The organism is Gammaproteobacteria bacterium (assembly GCA_029882975.1).
GTDB lineage: Bacteria > Pseudomonadota > Gammaproteobacteria > SZUA-152 > SZUA-152 > JAJDNG01.
In genome coordinates, this window is the sequence record JAOUJW010000034.1 from 1 (window position 1) to 22579 (window position 22579).

At 49.5% G+C, this 22579-nt stretch carries 24 protein-coding genes; 20 read left to right on the forward strand and 4 right to left on the reverse strand.

Annotated features, from left to right (window positions below; translation table 11 throughout):
* Window positions 1-496, reverse strand: a 496-nt coding sequence (locus tag OEY58_19045; GenBank protein ID MDH5327554.1) for a methyl-accepting chemotaxis protein, incomplete at its 3' end; no start/stop codon positions are given.
* Window positions 497-688: 192 nt separating this feature from the next.
* Here OEY58_19045 and OEY58_19050 point away from each other — a divergent pair.
* The 9 genes from OEY58_19050 to OEY58_19090 all read left to right on the forward strand — a co-directional run bounded on the left by OEY58_19050 (window position 689) and on the right by OEY58_19090 (window position 10013).
* The gene (locus OEY58_19050; protein ID MDH5327555.1) at window positions 689-1825 is read left to right on the forward strand and encodes a saccharopine dehydrogenase NADP-binding domain-containing protein; all 1137 of its coding nucleotides are present in this window, start codon (window positions 689-691) and stop codon (window positions 1823-1825) included.
* 175 nt (window positions 1826-2000) lie between these two features.
* Window positions 2001-2315, forward strand: coding sequence for a hypothetical protein (locus tag OEY58_19055; protein ID MDH5327556.1), 315 nt, complete (start codon window positions 2001-2003; stop codon window positions 2313-2315).
* Between the two features lie 153 nt (window positions 2316-2468).
* Window positions 2469-3080, forward strand: a complete 612-nt coding sequence (locus OEY58_19060) for a hypothetical protein (GenBank protein ID MDH5327557.1) — start codon at window positions 2469-2471, stop codon at window positions 3078-3080.
* Between the two features lie 244 nt (window positions 3081-3324).
* Window positions 3325-3873, forward strand: coding sequence for a GspH/FimT family pseudopilin (locus tag OEY58_19065; protein MDH5327558.1), 549 nt, complete (start codon window positions 3325-3327; stop codon window positions 3871-3873).
* Window positions 3874-3892: 19 nt separating this feature from the next.
* Window positions 3893-4624, forward strand: coding sequence for a type IV pilus modification protein PilV (gene pilV / locus OEY58_19070; GenBank protein ID MDH5327559.1), 732 nt, complete (start codon window positions 3893-3895; stop codon window positions 4622-4624).
* 12 nt (window positions 4625-4636) lie between these two features.
* Window positions 4637-5620 carry a PilW family protein gene (locus OEY58_19075; GenBank protein MDH5327560.1) on the forward strand — a complete coding sequence of 328 codons (984 nt, stop codon included), beginning with the start codon at window positions 4637-4639 and terminating at the stop codon, window positions 5618-5620.
* Window positions 5621-5648: 28 nt separating this feature from the next.
* Window positions 5649-6128 carry a hypothetical protein gene (locus tag OEY58_19080; GenBank protein MDH5327561.1) on the forward strand — a complete coding sequence of 160 codons (480 nt, stop codon included), beginning with the start codon at window positions 5649-5651 and terminating at the stop codon, window positions 6126-6128.
* 68 nt (window positions 6129-6196) lie between these two features.
* A complete protein-coding gene (locus OEY58_19085) occupies window positions 6197-9568 on the forward strand; it encodes a PilC/PilY family type IV pilus protein (protein ID MDH5327562.1) in 3372 nt (1123 codons plus the stop codon).
* A gap of 46 nt (window positions 9569-9614) precedes the next feature.
* A complete protein-coding gene (locus tag OEY58_19090) occupies window positions 9615-10013 on the forward strand; it encodes a prepilin-type N-terminal cleavage/methylation domain-containing protein (protein ID MDH5327563.1) in 399 nt (132 codons plus the stop codon).
* Between the two features lie 151 nt (window positions 10014-10164).
* Here the strand turns inward: OEY58_19090 and OEY58_19095 are convergent, their stop codons facing one another.
* Complete coding sequence (locus OEY58_19095; protein ID MDH5327564.1) at window positions 10165-12072, reverse strand: ATP-binding cassette domain-containing protein; 1908 nt, start codon at window positions 12070-12072, stop codon at window positions 10165-10167.
* 134 nt (window positions 12073-12206) lie between these two features.
* On the opposite strand from OEY58_19095, the gene OEY58_19100 reads away from it, so the two are divergent.
* The 3 genes from OEY58_19100 to OEY58_19110 all read left to right on the forward strand — a co-directional run bounded on the left by OEY58_19100 (window position 12207) and on the right by OEY58_19110 (window position 14318).
* Window positions 12207-12680 (forward strand): YbhB/YbcL family Raf kinase inhibitor-like protein, encoded by a 474-nt coding sequence (locus tag OEY58_19100; protein MDH5327565.1) that lies wholly within the window; start codon window positions 12207-12209, stop codon window positions 12678-12680.
* A gap of 278 nt (window positions 12681-12958) precedes the next feature.
* Window positions 12959-13351: a ribosome-associated translation inhibitor RaiA gene (gene raiA, locus OEY58_19105; protein ID MDH5327566.1), complete on the forward strand. Its 393-nt coding sequence runs from the start codon at window positions 12959-12961 to the stop codon at window positions 13349-13351.
* Window positions 13352-13469: 118 nt separating this feature from the next.
* The gene (locus tag OEY58_19110) at window positions 13470-14318 is read left to right on the forward strand and encodes a phosphate/phosphite/phosphonate ABC transporter substrate-binding protein (protein MDH5327567.1); all 849 of its coding nucleotides are present in this window, start codon (window positions 13470-13472) and stop codon (window positions 14316-14318) included.
* Window positions 14319-14548: 230 nt separating this feature from the next.
* Here the strand turns inward: OEY58_19110 and OEY58_19115 are convergent, their stop codons facing one another.
* Window positions 14549-15007, reverse strand: a complete 459-nt coding sequence (locus OEY58_19115; GenBank protein ID MDH5327568.1) for a heavy metal-responsive transcriptional regulator — start codon at window positions 15005-15007, stop codon at window positions 14549-14551.
* Window positions 15008-15159: 152 nt separating this feature from the next.
* On the opposite strand from OEY58_19115, the gene OEY58_19120 reads away from it, so the two are divergent.
* The 8 genes from OEY58_19120 (at window position 15160) to OEY58_19155 (ending at window position 21880) form a co-directional block, all read left to right on the forward strand.
* Complete coding sequence (locus OEY58_19120; GenBank protein ID MDH5327569.1) at window positions 15160-16251, forward strand: diguanylate cyclase; 1092 nt, start codon at window positions 15160-15162, stop codon at window positions 16249-16251.
* A gap of 81 nt (window positions 16252-16332) precedes the next feature.
* Window positions 16333-16683 carry a hypothetical protein gene (locus tag OEY58_19125; GenBank protein ID MDH5327570.1) on the forward strand — a complete coding sequence of 117 codons (351 nt, stop codon included), beginning with the start codon at window positions 16333-16335 and terminating at the stop codon, window positions 16681-16683.
* Entirely contained in the window at window positions 16684-17085 is a 402-nt protein-coding gene (locus OEY58_19130; GenBank protein MDH5327571.1) for an NUDIX hydrolase, read from the forward strand.
* Window positions 17086-17344: 259 nt separating this feature from the next.
* Window positions 17345-18586 (forward strand): response regulator, encoded by a 1242-nt coding sequence (locus tag OEY58_19135; GenBank protein MDH5327572.1) that lies wholly within the window; start codon window positions 17345-17347, stop codon window positions 18584-18586.
* 197 nt (window positions 18587-18783) lie between these two features.
* A complete protein-coding gene (locus OEY58_19140) occupies window positions 18784-19290 on the forward strand; it encodes a hypothetical protein (protein ID MDH5327573.1) in 507 nt (168 codons plus the stop codon).
* 117 nt (window positions 19291-19407) lie between these two features.
* A complete protein-coding gene (ttcA, locus tag OEY58_19145; GenBank protein ID MDH5327574.1) occupies window positions 19408-20346 on the forward strand; it encodes a tRNA 2-thiocytidine(32) synthetase TtcA in 939 nt (312 codons plus the stop codon).
* A gap of 3 nt (window positions 20347-20349) precedes the next feature.
* On the forward strand, window positions 20350-20760 hold the full coding sequence (locus OEY58_19150; protein MDH5327575.1) for a DMT family transporter: 411 nt from the start codon (window positions 20350-20352) through the stop codon (window positions 20758-20760).
* A gap of 334 nt (window positions 20761-21094) precedes the next feature.
* Window positions 21095-21880 carry a hypothetical protein gene (locus OEY58_19155; protein MDH5327576.1) on the forward strand — a complete coding sequence of 262 codons (786 nt, stop codon included), beginning with the start codon at window positions 21095-21097 and terminating at the stop codon, window positions 21878-21880.
* A gap of 65 nt (window positions 21881-21945) precedes the next feature.
* Here the strand turns inward: OEY58_19155 and OEY58_19160 are convergent, their stop codons facing one another.
* The gene (locus OEY58_19160) at window positions 21946-22482 is read right to left on the reverse strand and encodes a Spy/CpxP family protein refolding chaperone (protein MDH5327577.1); all 537 of its coding nucleotides are present in this window, start codon (window positions 22480-22482) and stop codon (window positions 21946-21948) included.
* Between the last annotated feature and the right edge of the window lie 97 nt (window positions 22483-22579).

The window sequence follows — 22579 nt, forward strand, 5'->3', positions numbered from 1 at the left end:
AAATCAGCACAGCGGATTCAAACGCCACATAAAACCCATGCAACAACACTATCCCAAACTGGGAAACATCCGGCATCACATACACAGGAAATCCCGCGGCCTGTAAAAAGAAAAAACAAACATGATGCAGGACAATTAAGACAGCCGCACAAGCCACCGGCAGCCAGTCGCGATAATGCAGTAAAAACGCCAGAAAGACGAAAATCCCGAAATGCATTTCAATCATGCCCTGGGATTGGTTGATTTGCACCGCCGCAAAAAACATAAACAGGCCGGCGACGACCACTCGGCTAAAACGTGTCCCCCTGCGCAACCGGGTCACCGCAGTGATCATGACGGCAGCCGGTAGCGCCAACAAAAAAACCTGCCCCCAAGTATGGTGTATAAACGCTAAAGCCACGCACAGACCCACCATGGTCCAGGCCAACTTTTCGGAAAGCCGGTCGGCGTTATTCCGTTGTTGTTGCAAAGACGCCAGTTTGGCGCAATTCATCATCGTACCCTAACTTAAAATTGGACAAAGTGCCTGGATAAACCCCCAGATAATCCCTTTTCGGCTAAAAAATCCCCATACTGAACCCAACAACGTGACAAAACAGGACACAAAGCACATTTGCTGAATCCATACAGGATGGGCAAACTATATGCATTTGGAACTCAAATTGTGGGCGGATGAGCGGAGAACAACATGGCCAAAATTATTGTCTTGGGTGCAGGTAGGGTTGGTAGCGCCATGGCTCTGGACCTGTCGCAACGGCACCGGGTTACGGCTGCAGACATCTCTACCACCGCACTTTCGACTTTGGAAAGAAACAACCTTAGAACCTTACCATTGGATGTCACCGACCCCGTCGCCTTGGCGGGTGAAGCAAAAAACCACGACTTGGTCATAAATGCTGTTCCCGGTTTTCTTGGATTCCAGACCCTAAAACAGGTTCTGGAATTAGGTTGTCATGTAGTGGATATTTCTTTTTTTCCGGAAGATCCCCTCCCCTTGGCGGAGCTGGCAAAGAAACACGCTGCTATTGCGGTGGTGGATATGGGGGTAGCCCCCGGCTTGAGCAATATTATATTGGGGCATTATGACCAACACTTACAGATCGATCGCTTCCGCTGTCTGGTGGGAGGGCTGCCCAAACAAAGGCTGTGGCCGTTTCAGTACAAGGCACCATTTTCACCCATAGACGTTATTGAAGAATACACACGCCCGGCTCGCCTAATGGTTAACGGGGAAATATTAATCAAACCCGCCCTCTCCGACTGCGAGTTAGTCAGCATTGAAAATATTGGAACCCTGGAAGCATTCAACACAGATGGCTTACGCAGCCTGCTTTCCACTATGCCCCACATCCCTCAAATGGAAGAAAAAACCCTGCGTTACCCAGGCCACGCAAACTTAATTAACGCTTTGATTAAAGGAGGATTTTTCGACAGCACCCCACTCCCCGGACAAGCCATGAGTCCGTTGCAATTCACTTCGCAAATACTGGAAAAACAGTGGCAATTGGATGCGGAGGAGGTGGAATTTACGGTACTGCAAGTAGAGATGAGTGGTACCAGTAAAACCCCCACACCGGTGGCCACTCAAGTCAGCGCTTTTTTGTATGATGAATATGATCCTCAATCCGGAATTAGCTCTATGGCTCGCACCACAGGTTATACCTGTTGCGCCACTGCCGAACTCATTTTGCAAGATTACCTTACTCACCCGGGCCTTTATGCACCCGAACACATTGGGGCTCAACCACGCTGCTACGAATTTCTGTTTAAATACCTACAAGAGCGTCAGGTTACGGTAAGATTTCAACGCCAAGTCTTGGAATAAATGCGGAAATTTCACTTAAAATTGATTTAGCTCAATTTCTTCCGCAATTTCTAAAAATAGAGTAGGAATATGATTACATCGTTCAGCTCTGATTAAGAAAACCCACCCTATAATCTAAAAAACACTACAACATATGTAGAAATTATTCGAAACTTAGGGTTATGGGGTAACATTTATGGATCACAAAATCTGCAAGCATTGCGGATATACCGGCAAAGCACGTAACTACTATCCAAACAGCGCTTTAGGCTACATCGCTGCCATCCTCATAACCATGCTGGCGGGCTTATATTTGGAAATGCTGTATATCACCATTGTACCCTTTCTGGCTGCTCTGCTGCATATGGCAAAATTCAAAGGAATTCAATGTCCTAAGTGCGACAGCCTGGATATGGTTTCCTTGCGCAGTGCAGAAGCCCGGCTGATATTTACCCGCGCTACCGGCCAACCGAAAGTATGGAGTGACGGCGCCGAATTTATCAAACGCTAGAATTTTTTACAGCTCTTTACAGTTGTTCTGTGAGTGAAGCCACCGCCCGGCCAGGAAGGTCGGGAGGTGGCTTTTTTATTCACCCCCCGAATCTGATACACTTTTACATTCCAAAAAAGCGGTAACACCCTTACCAACAGGAATCGCAAGGGCATGATTCAGCTGCTGTTTGTCACTCCCCTTTTTATTGCCGTCATTTATTTGATCACCGCACTGATCTACCGTGTGGACAATGTATTTGCCGGCACGGTGTTTTTTCATCTACCGCCGCTACTAATGCTATTCATTCCTGCAGTCTATGTCTTACAGCGTCTGGGAATGCTGCAGCTGCGGCTACCATCCAACCTCTGGCTCTACAGTGCTTTTTTGGCCCCCTTGGCCTTGCTGTATTCCTGGGTCATGGCAGGGCAACCTTTAACCGCTCAGGGCTACCTGTTTTTCATGGACTGGTTGAGCCGCGATCCCAATGTCGGCCCACTGAACTTCCAAGTGTTATTTGCGATCAGTTGTATGCTGGGTGGCGCCTTCCTCCCTTCCTTATTTGCACTGCGGGCACTCTCCAGCATAGATATACGCGGCCTGTTAATTCTGTTCTTTATTAACATCGTCGTGTTTATTCCCGTGTTTGTAAAAATGGATTTACTATTGTGGTACGCCGCTTTCTCATCACACCCTAACACTTCCTTGAGCCTGGCATACGGCCCCTTATTGCGAACCGGCTCACTGTTTTGCTGTGGACTGTTTATCATTGGCCGCTTGAAATAAAGCCTGAAAAACCTTTCTGAATTCACAAACAAAACACGCACTGAATCACATTTTTTTTTCTCGCACCAGCCCCTGAAAAACCGTTCGTCGGGGAAAACAAACCCCCTGATCCTTTAAAACCCGAGTTCCCCGGTTTCACTCTCATCTTTTTTTAGCCTCCCCCGATATAGGGCAACAGGACGACCTAATGGTTAAAACCTCAAGGACAGGAGGGCAACTATTCAACATTACAATGCGGTAAACAATGATGAAACAGTTTAAAGGCTTTACGCTGATCGAATTAATGATGACTCTCGCCATTCTGGCCATACTCATGTCTGTGGCATTGCCCAGTTTTATCAGCTTGAACAGAAGCTCCAATATCACCAGCTTATCCAACAGCATGTTGTCTTCCATGCTATTGGCCCGGGCCGAAGCCACCAAGTTGCGCGGCACTGTGGCCGTTTGTAACGCTGCCAGCGCCACTGCTTGTGGCGGCTCCAATCAGGATTGGTCCAACGGTTGGCTGGTGTATTCCCTGGGAACCAGTAGAACCAACATGGCCTACGATGCCACCCAAAACGACAAAATCCTGGCCTTGGTGGAGGCCGAAACCGGCATTACCATTAAGACCAACTCCGCCGCCAGTCAGCTCGTCGCATTTAATCGTGACGGCAGCAGTGTATCCGGCAGCATGGCCAGCTTCGGTATTTGCGACAATCGAGGCGCTGACTATGGTCGCCAGATCCAAATTCAGGCTTCCGGCCGTCCCAGTGTCATCACTCCCCTGGATGGCGTGACCTGTGCCCCATAACACCCCCAAGGATACCCCTATGGCTACTTCACTGCATAAACAAGGAAACTCCAAGTTGCATTTGAGCGGGACTTCAGCGTTGGGTACATCTGTGATGGGTACTTCTATGAGTAAACCCAAGCTCGGTACTTCCATGCTGGGTACTTCCATGCTGGGTACTTCCATGCTGGAAGTGTTGATTGCCATTTTTATTTTTTCCATTGGCTTGATCGGCATTGCCAAACTGCAAGTGGTTGCAAAAAAATCCAACTATGACGCGGTGCAGCGCATGACGGCTACCTCCCTGACCAATGAGATTATTGAGCGCATGCGCAGCAACCCCACGGTACTGAACTCCTATACCGGCGGTGCCACCACCACGATTGGCCGTGCCTCACTGGGAACCGAACCGACTCCCCGTTGTTTGCCCCAAAGGGTTGTCAGCGGCACCACCGTATCCGCAGAACCCTGTACCTCAGCACAAATGGCAACTCATGATTTGTGGTACTTAGAACAGATACTGGATGGCGTTACCGAGCAGGTTGCCAGCTCCAGCACTTATGCCGGCGGGCTGAACCAACCTACGGCTTGCATCAGCGGACCGGCAGGGGGCATATCCGGCGCCTACACCGTAGCCATTGCCTGGCACGGTAAAACGGCTCTCTCCAACCCAACCATCAACACCTGCGGCCAGGGTTTGGGCCTTTATGGCGCCAATGACGAGTTTCGCCGGGTACTGGTTGTGGAAACCTTCATTTTCAACCAAATGTAGAAGATTGCCGTTATGACATTGAATAAAGAATCCGGATTGTCTTTGATCGAGTTAATGGTTGCTATGGTACTGGGTTTACTGGTCACCGGCGCCATCGGCACCTTGTTTATCCAAAACAAAATCAGCTACAAGCAAAGCGACGAAATCGGCTACATCCAGGACAACGGCCGTTATGCCTTAAAGGCCCTGGTAAATGAGCTGGAAATGGTACATTTTTGGGGTGGCTACACGGACCCGGCCTTAATTAAACCCGAAGGGACGATTTCACTTCACAGCTGTCAACCGACCACGGAAGCCAGCGTCACAGGACGGGCAGACAATGGTACCGCCACCTACTCACTCATGTATTACAAGCAATTCGCCGGCGCTGAAGCCAAATTTGGCTGCGTGGCCGGTGATTACAAAGTCAGCCCGGTGGCTTCAGACTTTCTGCGTACCAAACGGGTTAAGGGTGAGGAGTTTACCGGCACACACGTGGCCGGGCAGATGTATTTCCGTACTGACTATTCCACTATTCGCCACACCTATATCGCACCACAGGATATGAGCGCTTATCCCGGTAAAGACTGGGAGTACAAGGAACACTTGTTTTATATCGACCAAAACCATCAGCTGGTACGCCAAACTATGATACCGGGAAGCAGCAGCACTCCTTCCATGCGCCGCGATGTTTTGGTGGAGGGTATCGAATATTTTCACATTGTCTTCGGGCTGGATACGGACAAAGACGGTTTTGTCGATACCCACAAATCGGGCAATTTGACCACGGACCTGCGCTATGCCATTTCAGCCCAGGTGTATGTGTTGGCCCGATCCAAACGTGCCGTGGACGGCTACACCAATGCCAAGTCGTACCAACTGGGAGATATTTATTTTCCCAATGCCACCGACCCCAGCGTTGCAACCAACGACGGTTACTACCGTCGAGTCTTTTCCACCACAGCGGTTTTGCGCAATACCTATATTGTCTCGCGCATGGCCGGTGGCGGTTATTAATGAATAAGGCAAGCAATAAGGAACCACTATGAAATCAACTTCCTTCAGAACCGGTAACAAACTCGGACGCCAGCAAAAAGGCGTGGTGTTACTCACTTCTCTGTCTTTTCTGGTGATTATCACCATTATTGCCGTTGCCGCCATGCGTTCCAGTAACAATGAATTACGTATTGCCGGCATTCATGAAGAAAACATGAGTGCACGCCAGCTGGCGCAAGCGGGAATCGACAGTATTGTGGAAAACTATACCACCGCATTCAACGTGACTGGCAATGCCGGCACCATAACCAACAATGTTAGCCCCTCCGGATTGACTGAATTTACCAACACCACGGTTTTAACCTTAACCGAACAGGGCATCAAAAGCCCCCCGCGGGGATTAGGCGTGAGCAAGGACAAATTTGCCACCGCCTTGTTTGACATAAAAAGCGACTATGACGGTACCGCCGGGCGTAAAGGCCGCGAGGTATTACACCAAGGCATGTTGCTGTTGATTCCACGGATTTAATCCAAGACAACGATGAACCAAATACGATGAACCAAATAAATACAACAAAACAATATCAGTACAACTCTATGCAATCGAGGTTGATGATGTTTACCAGCAAGCAAAGCAAATTACTACCGGTACTGCTGTTCAGTATGCTGTTTTTCAGCTTACCGATCCTGGCAGATGACTCGGACATCTACATTAACAATGTCCAGGGCAGCAGCACCAAGCCCTATGTCATGTTTATGTTGGATTATCAAACCAATTTGGGCTCATCGGCCTGCACCAGTGCCGGCCAGTGCGACAGTATTGCCGCTTACTTGCCGACCCTGGCAGCCGGTCAATCCTATACCAAGTTCGACGTCTTGCGCGCAGTGTTGAAAAAAGTACTGGAGCCCTTGGGTGGTTTGAATATCGGCCTGATGATGAGCCATGCCCATGACCAGGGTTGCACCGGCCCCCTGGATTCCGGCTGCAGTGGCGGTGGCTATGTGGTACAGCGCTTTTTGGAAATTCAGCCGGATGTTTTTGACGCAAGCGGCAACTTGGTTTCCCGTGACACCAACAAACAAGCCTTTCATGCCAAGCTTAACAATATCCCCATCCCCGGGGGAACGATTAATCACAGCTTTCAAGCCAAGGAATTGTACTGGGAATTCTATCGTTATCTGACGGCTCAAGGCGTGTGGAGCGGTCATTTGGGGTACCGGGATTTTGGTGACCGAACCGTAAGCACCAATCTCGATGACGCAAGCATTGCCGGCGGTCTGGCACTACGGGATATGGCAGCGGAAACCAATGCAGACGGACTTTACAACACGCCGGGCACCTACATCACCCCGTTCCGCCTGGTGCGTAACGGTAATGTGGTACCCGACCATTGCGCCAAGATTTTCACCGTTAACTTCATGTTTCAAACCACATCCCAGGATGCGGACACCGATACCCAAATTCAAGCTACCACGGGTTTGAATTTTGGGCGAACCGGTGGTGGCGGTCCCGGTGCAGCCGCTTTCAGCAGCGACGATTTTCAGGCCTATTTGAACTGGCTCTACACCACCGACCTGATCGAACCGTTGGCGGGTAAACAAAACGTCACATCCTTTTTTATTGATTCCGTACCAGCGGACAACAGCGCCGACGGTTATGCCAATGCCGGTGGTACTTCATCAGCCTATGAGTGGTCTGACGACCCGGAACAACTGGTAAAAACCCTGAGCAATATGTTCCGTGAAATACTCAGTGTCAGTACCACCTTTACCGCAGCATCAGTGCCGGTGAGCGTATTGAACCGGGCAGAAATCATCGACAATGTGTATATTGCACTGTTCCGCGCGGATGCCGACGGCAAACCCCGCTGGCCCGGTAACCTGAAAAAACTGCGCCTGGACCTGGCCGATCCCAACGCCTTGCTGAAAGACGCGAACAACGTTAATGCCGTCGCTCAGGACGGTCGCATCCACTATGACGCTTTAACTTACTGGACCGACCCAGCCACACTTCCACCCGCCAATCCGGACCGCAACGAAGTGGCTGGCCGTGACGGACGCTCTGTGGCCCGTGGTGGCGCCGGGCAGAAAATTCCGGGTTTTCTGGGTGGAGACCCGGGCACCACCAATGCGGCCGGAAGCCGCATCCTGTACTATGAGGATACCAGCGATGCCACCACGCCGGTGAAAGCACTGGATGCGGGCACAGGATCCAATGTAGCCAGTGACACCTATTTCCAAACCAATATCGGTTCATTGGTTGACAGCACCAAGTATAGCTACACTGATATTGCACTATACATGCGTGGTTACGACCGCTCCGATGACGACGGCGATAACCAAGTCAACGAGGCCCGTCCTTGGATGTTGGGGGACCCGCTGCACTCCCGCCCCTTGCCCATCAACTACGGTCAAAGCAATGGCGCCACCGTCCCGGATATTCGTATCTTCATGGGCGGCAACGACGGCTTTATGCACCAGTTTAAAAACACAGACAGCACCGGCGGCCAGCTGGGCACGGAAGTATGGGGCTATATGCCGCGCCTCACCATGGGCATCCAACAACGATTGCTCTATAACCAGGTAGGAAGTCATCTCTACGGTGTCGATGGTCCTCCCAGCGGCTTTGTTGAGTACGGCACCAATGGGGTGCCCACCACCGCCCGCATTTACTTCGGCTTACGCCGTGGCGGTAAGGGCATGTATGCCCTGGACGTCACCAATCCGGACAGTGCACCGACAAAACTCTGGACCATTGAAAAAACCAGCGGCGGTCAATTTGATGAACTGGGCTTGACCTTTTCAGCACCCAGAGTCAGTTCCCTGGACGGTTATATTAACGTTACTACAGACAATACCGTTGTACCCAACGTAGTGACACGCACTGCGGTGGCTGTCTTTGCCGGTGGTTATGACGTCAATAAAGACACCCGTGCCGTGGTGGGCTCCGACGATACAGAAGGCAATGCCCTGTACATCGTCAACGCGGAAACCGGCGCCTTGATTTGGAAGGCGGTTAAAGGGACGAGCATCGGCTACGACCCCACCACGAAAACGTTTACCCACCCGCAGCTAACCGACAGCATCCCCAGTACGGTAACCACAGCCGATGCCTACTTGAATGACGGTTTACTGGATCGGATTTACTTCGGTGATACCGGTGGCAAAATTTGGCGGGTGGATCTGCACCCGGCCGGTTCCGACTATATCGCACTATGGCCGGTGGCCAGCGTAGGTCGTCATGCCGAGGCCACTCCCACCAATGCAAACGACCGTCGCTTTTTCCATCGCATTGACTTTGTCCAGTTTAAAGACAACACCAGTCCCTATGATGGCATTATCGTCGGCTCCGGTGATCGTACCGATCCTTTAAGTACGGATACCAACAATGCCATGTTTATGATCAAAGACCGGGAGATTTATCCTTACATGTACGGAGCCCCCGGCTTGCCCACGCGGACTTACATCTATGGCCCAGCTGCGAGCAGCCCACCGGCGGCCATCACCACAGCTCAATTGGGTGATGTAACCAATAACTGCCTGCAGGATGCCAGCTGTGGCAACAATGTTCCCAGTCTGTATTACGGCTGGAAAATGTTTCTGGATGCACCGGGTGAAAAAATCCTGGCCACAGCCACCACCCTGGCCGGCCATATTTATTTCACTTCCTATTTGCCTCCGGTACCGGATATCGACACCAATCAGACCGTCATCGATTGCTCACCCAGCGAAGGTGAGGGTCGACTGTATACCGTGTCTATGGAAGACGCTACGGCGGTAATCGATTACATCGTTACTACGGACGGCATCTTGACCACGGCTGATCGGCACCGTGATTTAAGTTCCGCCGGTATTCCAGCCGAAGTCGTGTACCTGACCGGCGACAATATCATGGCACCGGACCTGTCCAAGGCCAAGGTGAAAACCAAACTGCGCTGGAAGACCTACTGGCATCCCGAGGAACAATAACGGTGTCCCCAGCCTTTAACTAGAAACTACAGAAAAGGAAACTAAAGTGAACAGATCGACAAAAGGTTTTACCCTCATTGAATTAATGATTGTCATAGTGATTATTGGCATCATCTCCATGGTGGCACTACCCTCGTTCCAAAAAAGCATGATGAAGGGTAAACGCAGTGACGCCAAATCTTCTTTGATGGACGGGGCATCCAGAATGGAACAGTTCTATCTGGACAATAAAACCTACACCACTAACTTGACCAGCATTGGTTTGGGCACCACCTCCCAAGAGGGTCATTATGCCCTTAGCGTTACGGCAGCTACAACCGCTTGCCCCATTACGTCCTGCTACGAGATTGTGGCCACGGCTCAAGGCGGACAAACCGATGACACCGGTTGTACTCAGTTAACCTACAACTCCATCGGCGTGAAAGCACCGTCGAGCTGCTGGTAGCCAAGCAGTTGTAAGCATGTCAGCGGCGTCTTATTGGACAGTTCGGTACACCCAGCCTGAGGGACAAATCAGGCGCTACGCCCCCAGTGCAAAGTGCAAGGACGCACTCTATGCACGATACTATGGAACGCGTTACCCTGGGGACACGCTGTCAGTTCGCCTCTAATTGCTGCAATTGCTCCATCAGGTCCAGCCATTGCGCTTCGAGATCTTGCAACTGAGTCGAAATATCACTTTGTTGCTGCAGCAGTTGTTTCAGTTGCGATTTATGATTGTCGCTGTATATTTGCGGTTGGGCCAATTCCTCCTGGATTTGCTTCTGCTCCCCTTCAAGATCCCCAATACCGACTTCCAGCTGTTTGATTTTTTTTCGCAAAGGTTCGGTAAGCGTACGCTGTGCCGCAGCCTGGCGCCGCTGCTCTTTTTTATTGACGGTTTTTGCGTCTTGAGCGGATTGGCTCATGTCGTCACAAGTCTGTGCCGTTACCGCTTTGTGCTCCAAGGACCAACGCCGGTAGTCGTCTAAATCGCCGTCAAAAAGATTCACGCTTCTATTAGCCACCAGGTAAAACTGATCGCAGACACTTTCTAACAAATAACGATCATGGGAAACCAGCAACATGGCACCGGTATAACTTTGCAAGGCATGATTCAGGCTGTGGCGCATCTCCAGGTCCAAATGGTTGGTGGGTTCATCCAACAACAACAAATTGGGTTTTTGGTAGATTAACAAAGCCAACACCAGTCGCGCCTTCTCACCACCGGAAAACGGTGCCACCGCTTCCTGTACCCGGTCTCCGTCAAATCCAAAGCCCCCAAGAAAATCCCGCAAATTTTGTTCGGATGCACGCGGGTCCAGACGTTGTAAATGCAACAAGGGTGAAGCCTGAGCATCCAATTGCTCCAATTGATGCTGGGCAAAATAACCCAAACGCAATCCCGGCGGACGTCGCAGCTCCCCCTCAACCCCGTTCGCCAACTCCCCGGCCAATAGACGAATGAGCGTGGTTTTCCCCGCGCCATTGGGGCCGATCAAACCCAAACGATCACCGCTGCGCAGGGTAAAATCAATGTTTTCCAGCACAGTTGTTGCACCGTACTTAACACATCCCTGTTCCAACTGCAGTAACAAGGGCGGTGCTTCAACGGCAGCAAACTCAAAGCGATAGGCGCTGTCCACATGGGCTTGATCGATAAGCTGCATACGTTCCAGTGCTTTGAGGCGACTTTGAGCCTGCCGCGCTTTGCTGGCCTTGGCACGAAAGCGTTGCACAAAGGCCTCCATGTGCTTTATTTGTCGCTGTTGCTTACTGTATAAAGCCGTTTGCTGCGCCAAGCGTTGGGCTCTTTGTCCCTCGTATAGAGAATAGTTACCGCTGAACAACAGCGCCTCGCCTTGCTCCAGCGCCAACACATGATCCACCACTCCATCGAGAAAAACCCGGTCATGAGAAATCAGTAATAAAGTGCCTTGATAGGAACCCAACCACTGTTCCAGCCAAATCACCGCATCCAGATCCAAATGGTTGGTGGGCTCGTCCAGCAACAACAAATCGGAACGACACATAAGTGCCTGAGCCAGATTCAGTCGCATCCGCCAACCACCGGAAAATTGATTCACCGGCAAACTTTGCTGAGCCTGAGTAAACCCCAGCCCATTTAATAATACGGCGGCCCTCGCATTGGCACTGTGACCGCCTATGGACTCCAATACCCCATGCCAATGAGCCAACTGCATACCGTCTTCGCCGGCTTCCGCTAATTGCAGCTCTGCCTCCACCTGGCGCAGTTCCTTATCACCGTCCATTACATAATCCAACGCAGAGCGATTGACAGCGGGTGTCTCCTGGGCCACATGTGCGACGGTCCACGGAGCCGGCACACTGAATTCACCCTGATCCTGTCCCAAGCGACCCAATATAAGCTCAAACAGACTGGACTTGCCGCTGCCGTTGGCACCGGTAATACCCACTTTAAATTTGGGATGAATATTCAGCGACACGTCCCGCAACAATAGCCTGGGTCCACGGCGTAGGTGTAAGCCTTTAAAATACAACATAATAATCGCTGCTTTATGAAGTTGATGAAGCCCTGAAATTTTTTACTACACTATAATCAGGAGTAGAAAACCGGAGCGGTTATTTTAAACCTGAAGAGCTGTGTGTCCAGTCAGCAAATCTGCACGAGGAAGCCATGGTCTTTTGCATCCAATCCAGCGCCTTTAACAACAACGATGTAATCCCAGTACGCTATACCTGTCGAGGTGAAGACGTATCTCCACCGTTGCAGTGGCAGGACCCACCCAGCGGCACGAAAAGCCTGACTCTGGTGGTAGAAGATACGGACGCCGACCCCCAAACCCCGGAAGCCCCTTGGATTCACTGGGTTTTGTACAACCTGCCACCTCAGTGCCAGTCGCTACCCGAGGGAGTTCAGACCCGGTCCTTGCCGCCAGGCACCCAATTGGCTTTAAACGACTGGAAAACATCGGATTACAACGGACCTTGCCTGGTGAACGGCAAACACCGCTATCGCCATACGCTATATGCCCTGAATACCGTATTGCCGGACCTGGGAAAAATCCCGGGGAAAAAACTCTTACAAATAGTGCGACAACACGTATTAGCCCAGTCCACGCTGACCGGTGAATTTGAGTCCAACACGTAAGCATATCGCTATTTCAGAAACAAAAATGCTTCAAGGGAGAAACCTTAACGAAAAATGACCCACGTCAAACAATGCTATAAATCCATAGGATAGAATTTAAAACAGGATAAGAAAAAGGTAAGGCATGCTAACCGCTACACACAAAAAAACCATTCACACCAAACCCTGCACGTTCTGCAAAGACACAAGTTTTACACAATTCTATACACAATCTCCCGTTATAATTTATACACGTCAAAGACGTTTGGTGAATTCTGTACGGGATAAATGAGGTGAATATGAAATTACCCTTGCAAATTACTTATAGAAACATCGAAGCAACCGAATCTCTAGACCAGCACATTCGAGCCAAAGCCGAAAAACTCAATAAACACTTTCCACACATCACTCAATGCCAGGTTATATTTGAGTGTTCTCACAACCACCAACACAAAGGTAATTTGTACCACACCACCATCGATATCACTGTGCCGGGCAAGGAGATTGCGGCAAGCCGTGAATCACACGATAAACATCAGCATGAAAATGCTTATGTAACCATCAGCGATGCCTTCGAAGCTGTGAGACGACAACTGGAAGAACATAGCCAGCGCATGAAAAAACAGGTCAAACATCACGAAAATCATCCACCCACTATTGACCAACAGGATATCGAACCTTTAGGTGACTAAGATTTCACACTGCGTACGCCGCTGATTTTCTGTATAATACCGGGGGCGGTTAGGACTGCCCCCGGGAGTGAAACCGTGCCGGGACAAACCATTCAATAGACGTCAAAGGAGTGAATTAATGAAAATGCGGTACGCCACTGCGTTGTACCACATCACATTCTTATGGATTCCCTTACTGGCATGGCTTGCACCGGCGGTTAGTGCAGAGGTCGAACCACAGCAATATATTTTGTCAGCGCCTCCGAGGGAAACCCCCGATAAAGGCCGCGAAACCTATGCGCCCATCGCCGCCAAACTCAGCGACCTCTTGGGTGTAAAAGTTGTCTATGAAGCACCCGCAGGTTGGGCTGACTACAGCCAAAAAATGCGCAAAAACAAATACGACATTGTCTTTGATGGGCCTCATTTTACCGCCTGGAGAGTCAAACATTTAAATCACACCCCCATCGCAGCCTTGCCGGGTCAGATTGGCTTTTACCTGATAACGAAGAAGAACACCAACATCAAATCCACTCGATCACTGGTGGGCAAACGTATTTGCGGTATCGTTTCCCCCAACCTGGGTACCAGTCTGGTATACGAGTTTTTTCCTAACCCCTTATTACAACCCATTCTCCATGAAGTTTCCGGCGGCATGAAAGAAGTGTATTCCAGCTTTACCAACGGCGCCTGTGTCGCCGCCATATTACGCAATACCAGTTACCGGCAGCTGCCCAAGAGTGAGCGTTTGAAAATCCGTATCCTTAAAAAAACCCGCCCCCTTCCCAACCAGACCCTGACAATCAGCCACCGTTTAAAAGAACAAACCCACAAACTTGCAGATTTTTTAGTCTCTAAAGAAGGCGCCGTGGCAGCCCAAAATCTCTTGTCCCGTTACAGCAAAAAGGCTCGGTATTTTCAACAAACCAAAACCGCTGACTACGCCGGTATCGAAAGATTGCTGGAAGGCGTGGTCTGGGGTTGGTAAGAGCCCTCAGCTAAGAAAGAGCCTTCAGTTGGGTAAGAGCCTTCAGCTGGGTAAGAGCCTTCAGCTGGGTAAGAGCCTTCAGTTGGGTAAGAGCCTTCAGCTGGGTAAGAGCCTTCAGCTGGGTAAGAGCCTTCAGCTGGGTAAGAGCCTTCAGCTGGGTAAAAGCCCTCAGCTAAAAAAAGCCCAGTTGGAATCGGAAACAGCCTTGCGTTAACAAAGAATCTGGTAAATCAGGGGGTAACTTCATCAAGCAAATTCTGCGACTGCTTTTTTTTACCCTGATCCCACTCCTTAATGATAGGACAAGCGCTGTTGCGCTGATCGCACAAATCAATAAGACTGCGGAACTCCTGCCGCAAAGAATCCAACACGGCAATACGTTCTTCGATTTCGGTTAGCTTGGTTGCCGTAAGATTTCGTATGTTCTCGCAAGCGCCCTCGGGGTCCTGGCGCATACTCAACAGTTCCGAAATCTCGGCCAGAGTAAATTTCATTTGCTGGGCCCTTTGGATAAAACGGATATTGGCCAGGTCCTTGTCAGTATATTCACGCAAGCCGCTCACATTACGCTGAATCCCTGGTAACAAACCAATTTTTTCGTAATACCGTAAGGTGTCTGCGCTGATTTGTAACAGTTTGGTTACATTGCCTATTTTAAAGCACTTCCCAGTCATTGTTGTTGGTTCCATGGATTGCCCCCGAAGCGCACCACCATAACACTTTGAGTCGACTCCATGTCAATACCGTTATATTTTTGTTGTTTTAATATTTCTTTATACCGGTATAAATTCCATTCTTGGTCGCAAAATTGCATTGTTTCACCAATTACCGGCTTAAACCTATGTCACGACTGTTTAAAAAACTCAAATCCTATCAACCTTTTGCCAATATGGATCAGCAAAGGGAATACCGACACGCTGTGGCCCGACTCGGCATTTGTTTTGCTGTTACCTGCGCTTTGGCCATTATGGCTTATGCAGGGAAAATCGCAGGCGTTACCGTGTTACTGGGTTTAAGTTACTTCTTATTCGCGCTGGCATGGGCAGTGATCACTCGGCGTTACCCGGGTGAAATCGACATTCGCCATAACACCACATTGATCAGCGACACCGGCATGACCGCTGTGCTCATGTATTTGTTGGGAAGCACGGGAGCCGTCCTGTTTCCCGTCTATTTGTTGATTATCTCCGGATACGGTTCCCACTTGGGAAAGAAATACTTTACCATCGCCGGCGCAGCCACATTAACAGCTTTTCTGATTACGATGACAGGCTCACCATTTTGGTGGCAATACCCTGGAGTCAGCCTGGGGCTTGCACTCAGCCTGGTTCTTATCCCGATTCTTCTTCACAAAATGACGCAAGAAAAAGAACAAACTGTATACAAACTGGACCGTGAACTGCAAAAAACTACATACGCTGCCACCCATGACGCCACCACCGACCTGGTCAATCGGTTTTATTTTTTCCAGCGGGTAAAAGAGGAAATTCAACGAGCCCAGCGTTATGACAAGAACTTCACCATTCTTTACATCGACCTGGATGGCTTTGAACAAATCAATAAAATATACGGTCACAAGTTTGGCGACGAGGTACTGAAAGTGGTTGCTGACCGCCTGCATGCCTTAATCCGGCGCAGTGATCTCATCGCCCGACTGGGTGGCGATGAATTCGCACTGTTACTCTACGATTTATTCCGCACCGAAGATGTCCGTTCTTTCACCCAAAAGCTCATAGAGCATTTATCGCTGCCTATTACCATTCGGCAGTCGGAGGTCTACATTACTGCCAGCGTAGGCATCAGCCAGTACCCCAACCACGGCAAAGACCCGGATGTTTTGATCAACAAAGCCGATCATGCCATGCATCAATCCAAGTCAAACGGAAAAAACAGTTATACATTTTTTCTGGAAGAAGTGGGTGGTGGTCGATAAGCCCCTTTTCCCGTAACGCTGCGTCCGTTAAACTTGGCACCTACAGTATAAATACTATAAATAATAAAAAAGGTGTCTACTATGCAAGCCCTGAGACTGATTCAAATCCTTTTCGTCTGCCTGTACGCTATCATTCTATTGGCCTGCGGATCAGCCACAATCCAAACCAACGATCGAGCCACCAGCAAACCAATCCAGTTGCGCGTTCACAACAACTCCAGCAACATCATTGACAGCATCGATGCCAAACCCTGCGGCAGTGGCCCAGAACAGTATAAAACCCAAATGACAGGCATTAAGCCACAACAAAAAATAATGTTGGAAATCTACATGTCCTGCGTGGACCTGGTGGCGACCGACGGATTTGGGACCCCTTTGGCTGAACTGACACAGTTGCGTCTCAACACAAACACTATTTGGAGTATCCGTTAGTTGAATTCACAGCCCATAGCTGCTGTGGCCGCCTTGGTGCGACGGGATGAGCGCATTTTGTTAGTCAAGCGACGTCATCCACCCAACCAAGATCTTTGGGTGCTTCCCGGCGGTAAAATCCAATGGGGAGAAACTGCAGTGCAAGCTCTGGAGCGGGAAATCATGGAAGAATGCGGCATCTGTATCGACATTCAGCAACCTTTACAAATTCTTGATCTGATTAACACCAAAAACACCCCCCACTACCACTATGTGATCATTGACTATGACGCCCATTACGTCGAAGGCGAACTCAGAGCCGGCAGTGACGCTTTGGAGGCTGAGTGGGTAACACAAACTCAGTGGGCAGAACTGCCTCTGGAACACCACACCCGGGAACTGTTACAGCGACTGTTTTGCTGAGGCCGGCCCGTCAGTCGCCGCTGAGGGCTCTACTATATCGCTGAGGGCTCTACTATATCGCTGAAGGCTCACTGTTGGAGAATACTCAACATTGGCTGCACGTATCCAGTTTTAACAATTTAGACACATTACCCAGGCAATACAATCAGTTAACTAAGTCTACAATTAGCAAACAACACGTATAAGCCGCAAGCCGGCAACTCACCCGAGTTCGCCACAAGGTGACGCGAATAACCCAGACTGGTTTGCTGTTAAAAAAATGAAAGTACTAATCGTAGACGACATACCGGAAAACCTATACATCCTTAACAGCCTGTTGCAAACCAAGGGATACCAGGTTATTGAAGCAACCGATGGACGCGACGCGCTGGCCAAGGCCCGGCTGACTCCACCGGATTTGGTAATTTCCGACATACTAATGCCGGTCATGGACGGCTTTATTCTCTGCCATACCTGGAAAAACTCCGATACTTTGAAACAAACTCCCTTCATTTTTTACACGGCCACCTATACGGATGATAAGGACCGATCGTTGGCGCTGGGCATGGGCGCAGACGCCTTCATTACCAAACCGTGCAGCTTCCAAAAACTGTTGGATACTATCGAAAAGGTAACTCATGCAGATTGCCAAAAAGCCGCAAAATCCACATTGGATGAACGCGACTATTACAAAAAGTACAATACGCGCCTGATTAATAAGCTGGAACATAAACTCGCCGAGCTGGAAATCAAAAATAAAGCCTTACAGAAAAAAGAACTGGAGTTGATGGAAGTCAATCGCCATATGGATAAATCGATGGCTGAAACCACCCGGGAACTGATACGCGCCAACCAGGAATCCCAATCCTTTTCCTACACCATTTCCCATGACTTGCGTGCCCCCTTACGCAGCATTGATGGCTTTAGCGCCGCATTACTGGAGGATTGTAGCGAACAGCTAGGAGACAATGGCAGACACTATCTGCAACGCATTCGTTTTAATGTAAACACCATGTCTGCCATGATTGATGGCCTGCTGCTGTTATCCAGGGTAAACCACACCGATCTGAGCCCGGAGCCGGTCAATCTGGCACAAATGGCTCAAGAGATAATAGCCCGCCTCTGTCAGCAGCAACCCCACCGCAAAGTGGATATAGACATCAGCCCGGATCTGTTTGCCCAAGGCGACCGTCGTTTGATTCATATTCTATTGGAAAGCCTGATCAACAATGCCTGGAAGTACACCAAACATACCCAACAAGCCCAAATCGAGTTTAAAAAAATCGCAGATAAAGATAAAAACAAGTTAGTGTATTACATTAAAGACAACGGCATTGGCTTTGATCCTCGTTACACGCAAAAACTCTTTGACGCCTTTCAAAAAGGCCACCGCGACCGCGAATTTGACGGTACGGGTATCGGCCTGACCACCGCCCAACGTATTGTGCAACGCCATGGCGGTAATATCTGGGCCGAAGCGCAGGACGGTGAAGGTGCTACCATCTATTTCTGTTTGAATTAACCTGCATGCCGATGGTCACCGGCCTGACCTGAATCCCGATATAAATGGGTATGTGGTAAATTCGTGTATAATGATGCGGCGCCTTGACCTTAGCCAAATGAGCACTAAAATCTTGGTAACGATAGTGATGGTGGTTCCTATGAAACACGGTCAGAATCAGTAAACTTTTGCAAGCAAACTTTAGGAATGAGCAGACCATGAAGCCGGTGTTTATGTCGCCCAGCATCGAACAAACCAGGGAAGTGGAAAGTGTTTTGCGCCAGGCCGGCATTGATGTCTCTATCATCGAAAAAAAGAACCACCCCCTACCGATGGATGCACGCAGTAACTGTTGTGAACTTTGGCTGAAACGCTCTTCTGACATGGAGCGCGCCAGCAGCATCATTACTCAATACGAATTTAACACCATTAGACTGCTCACCCGCGGCACAAACCCAAGTCAAGCTCCAGTACCCGCCGTGGCCCAACTGGCCAAGGATGATTTGCGCAAGGTCATGGAACAATCCCATTTACCCATTAACAATCAGCGAGTTTTCAAGCGCTTGGCCAAACTCCTGGGCGTTTCAGAGCAAGAGGCGGAACCCGGTGATGTAAGCAAACTGTATCGACCCTGGAACAACAAATCACTGATGGAAAGGGTCAAAATCCTTCAGGAAATGTGCATATCCACCACCCGCACCCCGCCAGACAACAAACGGCACTAAAACAACTCCACCGTCAAGAACCCGGTTGCTGTTTCCCTCGCCGCCACTGATCCCGGCTCGAATCGGTATAAGTTATGAAGCACATTGGGGTATAATAAGATTTTATTCGGCACACCAGTGAAACATTCAAGTAATTTCAAACGCTTAGAGCGTCGCCTGGAAAGAAACGTAGGCAAAGCCATTGGCGATTTCAATATGATTGAAGCCTCTGACGTTGTCATGGTTTGCTTGAGCGGCGGCAAGGATTCTTTTACCTTACTAAAAATTTTAACCGCGTTGCGGGCCAGAGCTCCGATAGACTTCAAAATCATCGCCATGAACCTGGACCAGAAGCAACCGGGTTTTCCGGCTCATGTACTCCCAGAGTATCTAGAGCATATCGGAGTGGATTACCACATCGAAGAAGAAGATACTTACTCCATAGTCAAAGAAAAAATCCCTGCAGGTAAAACTCTGTGCTCTCTTTGCTCCCGGTTGCGCCGCGGTGTGATATACAGGGTTGCCGGTGAATTGGGTGCCACCAAAATAGCGTTGGGGCATCACCAGGATGACATTGTGGAAACCTTGTTCCTCAATATGTTTTTTGGCGCCAAACTCAAAGCCATGCCCGCTAAATTGGCCAGCGATGATGGCCGCCACATCGTCATTCGACCCTTGGCGTATTGCCGGGAGAAAGACATTGCGCGCTACGCCCGTGGCATGGATTTTCCCATCATCCCCTGCAATCTCTGCGGATCACAACAGCATTTACAAAGAAAACAGATTAAGCAAATGTTGGCGCAGTGGGAACAGGTCGCACCCGGACGTACCGAGATGATTTTCAAATCTCTGCAAACCATTGTACCTTCCCATTTACTGGACCACCGTCTCTACAGCTTCAAACATTTGGCAACCGATTCGGATACCCTGTTTGACGAACCGGAACTGGATCAAGCGGCACTGACGGAGATTTGTGAAACGAAAACTGATCACACAACTATTGATTTTCCCACTGCCCTGGATTTGTCCACGCCGGTGCAGCTCACGCTGTCAAATCCAAAAACCAATACGGAGTAATACATGCCACAATGGATTGTCCCTGCCACCATTGCTTTTACTGCTTGGGGTTTATGGGCCTTTTTACCAAAATTGGCCGTAACCTATATGAGCCCCAAGAGCATTATGGTCTACGAAATTTTGGGTGCCATTATCGTGGGTATGGTTATTTTGTGGAGTATGGACTTTAGAGTAGAAACCCATCCTAAGGGTATCATTCTGGCCATAATCACCGGCGCCTTGGGTTTTGCCGGCTCTCTGGCCTTTGTCTATGCCCTGGCACGCGGACCGGTGTCTGTGGTTTCCATGTTTTCCGCCCTATACCCTATCCTTACCGTAACACTGGCTTATCTGTTCCTCAACGAGATGATTAGCTTGAAACAAGCTGTCGGAATTGCTCTGGCCTTGGTAGCGATATACTTATTGTCCAGCTAAATGCTCAAACCACACACCTACACCAGCCAAAAACCACATGGCTCCAATAGCAACCGTTTATCCGCTCAAAACTACCGCCTTTTGCGCTAAGACCACACGTAAAAAGGGATTAAGATATACAATAAAAACAAACGCTTAAATAACATTGTTTCTACATTGTTAATAATCTTGTGACAGTCGTCACATTTTTTTATTCAAGCTCTGATGAAAACCAACGCCGGCACGATACAGCCTTTGACGAGTATGCGTTAGCGCAGTTGCCCACAGTGGAAAGTGATTCTTGCAGCAGGGGTAAGCATGAAATCGTCTTTTCAATATTTCTGTGGAGGTCAGTATGAAAAAAAATCTATTCCCATGGCTTATGGCATGTAGTCTGGCGACCTTGCCGGGTCTTGCCGCAGCCGATATGTCCGAGGACTTGATGGTTCGCGGTTCCGTTGTTGGCACTGTGAATATCAGCCACACCGATACCGAATTAACCGTTAATGTTAGCGGTGACCGGTTGCGTAAGGTAAGCATTGATGTTGCAGCATCCCCTGAAGCACTAAAACTTAACAAAGCCGGCAAAGCCAAGGTGGGCCATTTTCGTCACAAACGTCATGGCAAAAGCGTGACCGTTAATCGTGCCGAATTGGGAGATGTCGCTTACATCACTGTTTTCGCGAGAGTCAAAGGTAAAGGTAAAGCTTGGTCAAAAGTTATCACCTATGACATGGGTATGGCGACCAGTGCAGCGGCCGTAGTGGAAACTACCCCCGGTAAAGCTCAGTTTATTGCAGACACGGCTTCCGCTTTAGAAGCAAATATGTATGCTACAGTAGAAGTTCACCGCGTGGGTGGTTCTGACGGTGAACTGACCGTTAACCTTGCCACAGAAGATGGTTCTGCGTTAGCCGGTTCCGATTACAGCGAAAGAATGGCTACAGTAACCTTTGCAGATGGTGATGCAGACCCCAAAGTTATCACTATTAGTATCAGCAACGACTGTGTGGTGGAAAACCAAGAAGACTTCTTTGTTAACCTAAGCAGTGACAATGCGGACGCCGTTGGCAGCCCCAGCCGAATTCAAATCATCGTGGGTGATTCCGGCGACTGCGGCAATTCCTGGGGTGGTTGGTAAATCGACCGCTTCTTTTCAGAAGTCAAAAAAGCCGGGGATCTCTCCCCGGCTTTTTTTTGCGCGGCTCAATGAAACCAACATTTAAAACAGTCATCAAACAGGAACTGCTGTTGCGGCTCCAAGCTATGATAAAACCGGCGGATCGGCGGCTGCAGCTGCTGTAATACTTCGGTCAAGGTCAGCATCATGGATTCCAGGAACTCCATTCCGGCCACAACGGTGGCATGGTTCTCCATTAATTCCGCTTTATCAACTGCAAAGCGCAATGCATCGGACTGTGCTTGCAGAGCCTGTAGCACTTCCTCGAACAGCACATGCTGGGCGGGCGTTAGTTCCAATTCCTCCTTGACCGCGTCAATAAAACCGTGCAAATACCAAGTACCGCGTAAACCCTTTTCGATACCACTATGGCCTCGCACATAACCAAACAAACGGCCATACCCAATGCGTTTCTCCCAATGATGGCTTTTATGCAACTTGTGAAAGCTATGTTGCCCTGAAAATCCGCTGCGGCACTCTCTTACAAGGTGGCTCCTTCGGTGCACCCACCCTATCATCAGTAACAAAACGGTGCCCAGCAAGGCCATTGACATGCCGTTCATTTCGTCCTCCTTCAACAGAATTGACCGTGAGAGACACCATAACATGACCGTTTTGCGCTATTATTGCTGCAACCCCTGAGAGTGTAACAATGTGTAA

Coding starts and splice junctions, on each gene's coding strand:
- OEY58_19050 (MDH5327555.1), top strand. CDS start 689: ATGGCCAAAATTATTGTCTTGGGTGCAGGTAGGGTTGGTAGCGCCATG.
- OEY58_19055 (MDH5327556.1), top strand. CDS start 2,001: ATGGATCACAAAATCTGCAAGCATTGCGGATATACCGGCAAAGCACGT.
- OEY58_19060 (MDH5327557.1), top strand. CDS start 2,469: ATGATTCAGCTGCTGTTTGTCACTCCCCTTTTTATTGCCGTCATTTAT.
- OEY58_19065 (MDH5327558.1), top strand. CDS start 3,325: ATGATGAAACAGTTTAAAGGCTTTACGCTGATCGAATTAATGATGACT.
- pilV (MDH5327559.1), top strand. CDS start 3,893: ATGGCTACTTCACTGCATAAACAAGGAAACTCCAAGTTGCATTTGAGC.
- OEY58_19075 (MDH5327560.1), top strand. CDS start 4,637: ATGACATTGAATAAAGAATCCGGATTGTCTTTGATCGAGTTAATGGTT.
- OEY58_19080 (MDH5327561.1), top strand. CDS start 5,649: ATGAAATCAACTTCCTTCAGAACCGGTAACAAACTCGGACGCCAGCAA.
- OEY58_19085 (MDH5327562.1), top strand. CDS start 6,197: ATGCAATCGAGGTTGATGATGTTTACCAGCAAGCAAAGCAAATTACTA.
- OEY58_19095 (MDH5327564.1), bottom strand. CDS start 12,072: ATGTTGTATTTTAAAGGCTTACACCTACGCCGTGGACCCAGGCTATTG.
- OEY58_19100 (MDH5327565.1), top strand. CDS start 12,207: ATGGTCTTTTGCATCCAATCCAGCGCCTTTAACAACAACGATGTAATC.
- raiA (MDH5327566.1), top strand. CDS start 12,959: ATGAAATTACCCTTGCAAATTACTTATAGAAACATCGAAGCAACCGAA.
- OEY58_19110 (MDH5327567.1), top strand. CDS start 13,470: ATGAAAATGCGGTACGCCACTGCGTTGTACCACATCACATTCTTATGG.
- OEY58_19115 (MDH5327568.1), bottom strand. CDS start 15,007: ATGGAACCAACAACAATGACTGGGAAGTGCTTTAAAATAGGCAATGTA.
- OEY58_19120 (MDH5327569.1), top strand. CDS start 15,160: ATGTCACGACTGTTTAAAAAACTCAAATCCTATCAACCTTTTGCCAAT.
- OEY58_19125 (MDH5327570.1), top strand. CDS start 16,333: ATGCAAGCCCTGAGACTGATTCAAATCCTTTTCGTCTGCCTGTACGCT.
- OEY58_19135 (MDH5327572.1), top strand. CDS start 17,345: ATGAAAGTACTAATCGTAGACGACATACCGGAAAACCTATACATCCTT.
- OEY58_19140 (MDH5327573.1), top strand. CDS start 18,784: ATGAAGCCGGTGTTTATGTCGCCCAGCATCGAACAAACCAGGGAAGTG.
- OEY58_19150 (MDH5327575.1), top strand. CDS start 20,350: ATGCCACAATGGATTGTCCCTGCCACCATTGCTTTTACTGCTTGGGGT.
- OEY58_19155 (MDH5327576.1), top strand. CDS start 21,095: ATGAAAAAAAATCTATTCCCATGGCTTATGGCATGTAGTCTGGCGACC.
- OEY58_19160 (MDH5327577.1), bottom strand. CDS start 22,482: ATGAACGGCATGTCAATGGCCTTGCTGGGCACCGTTTTGTTACTGATG.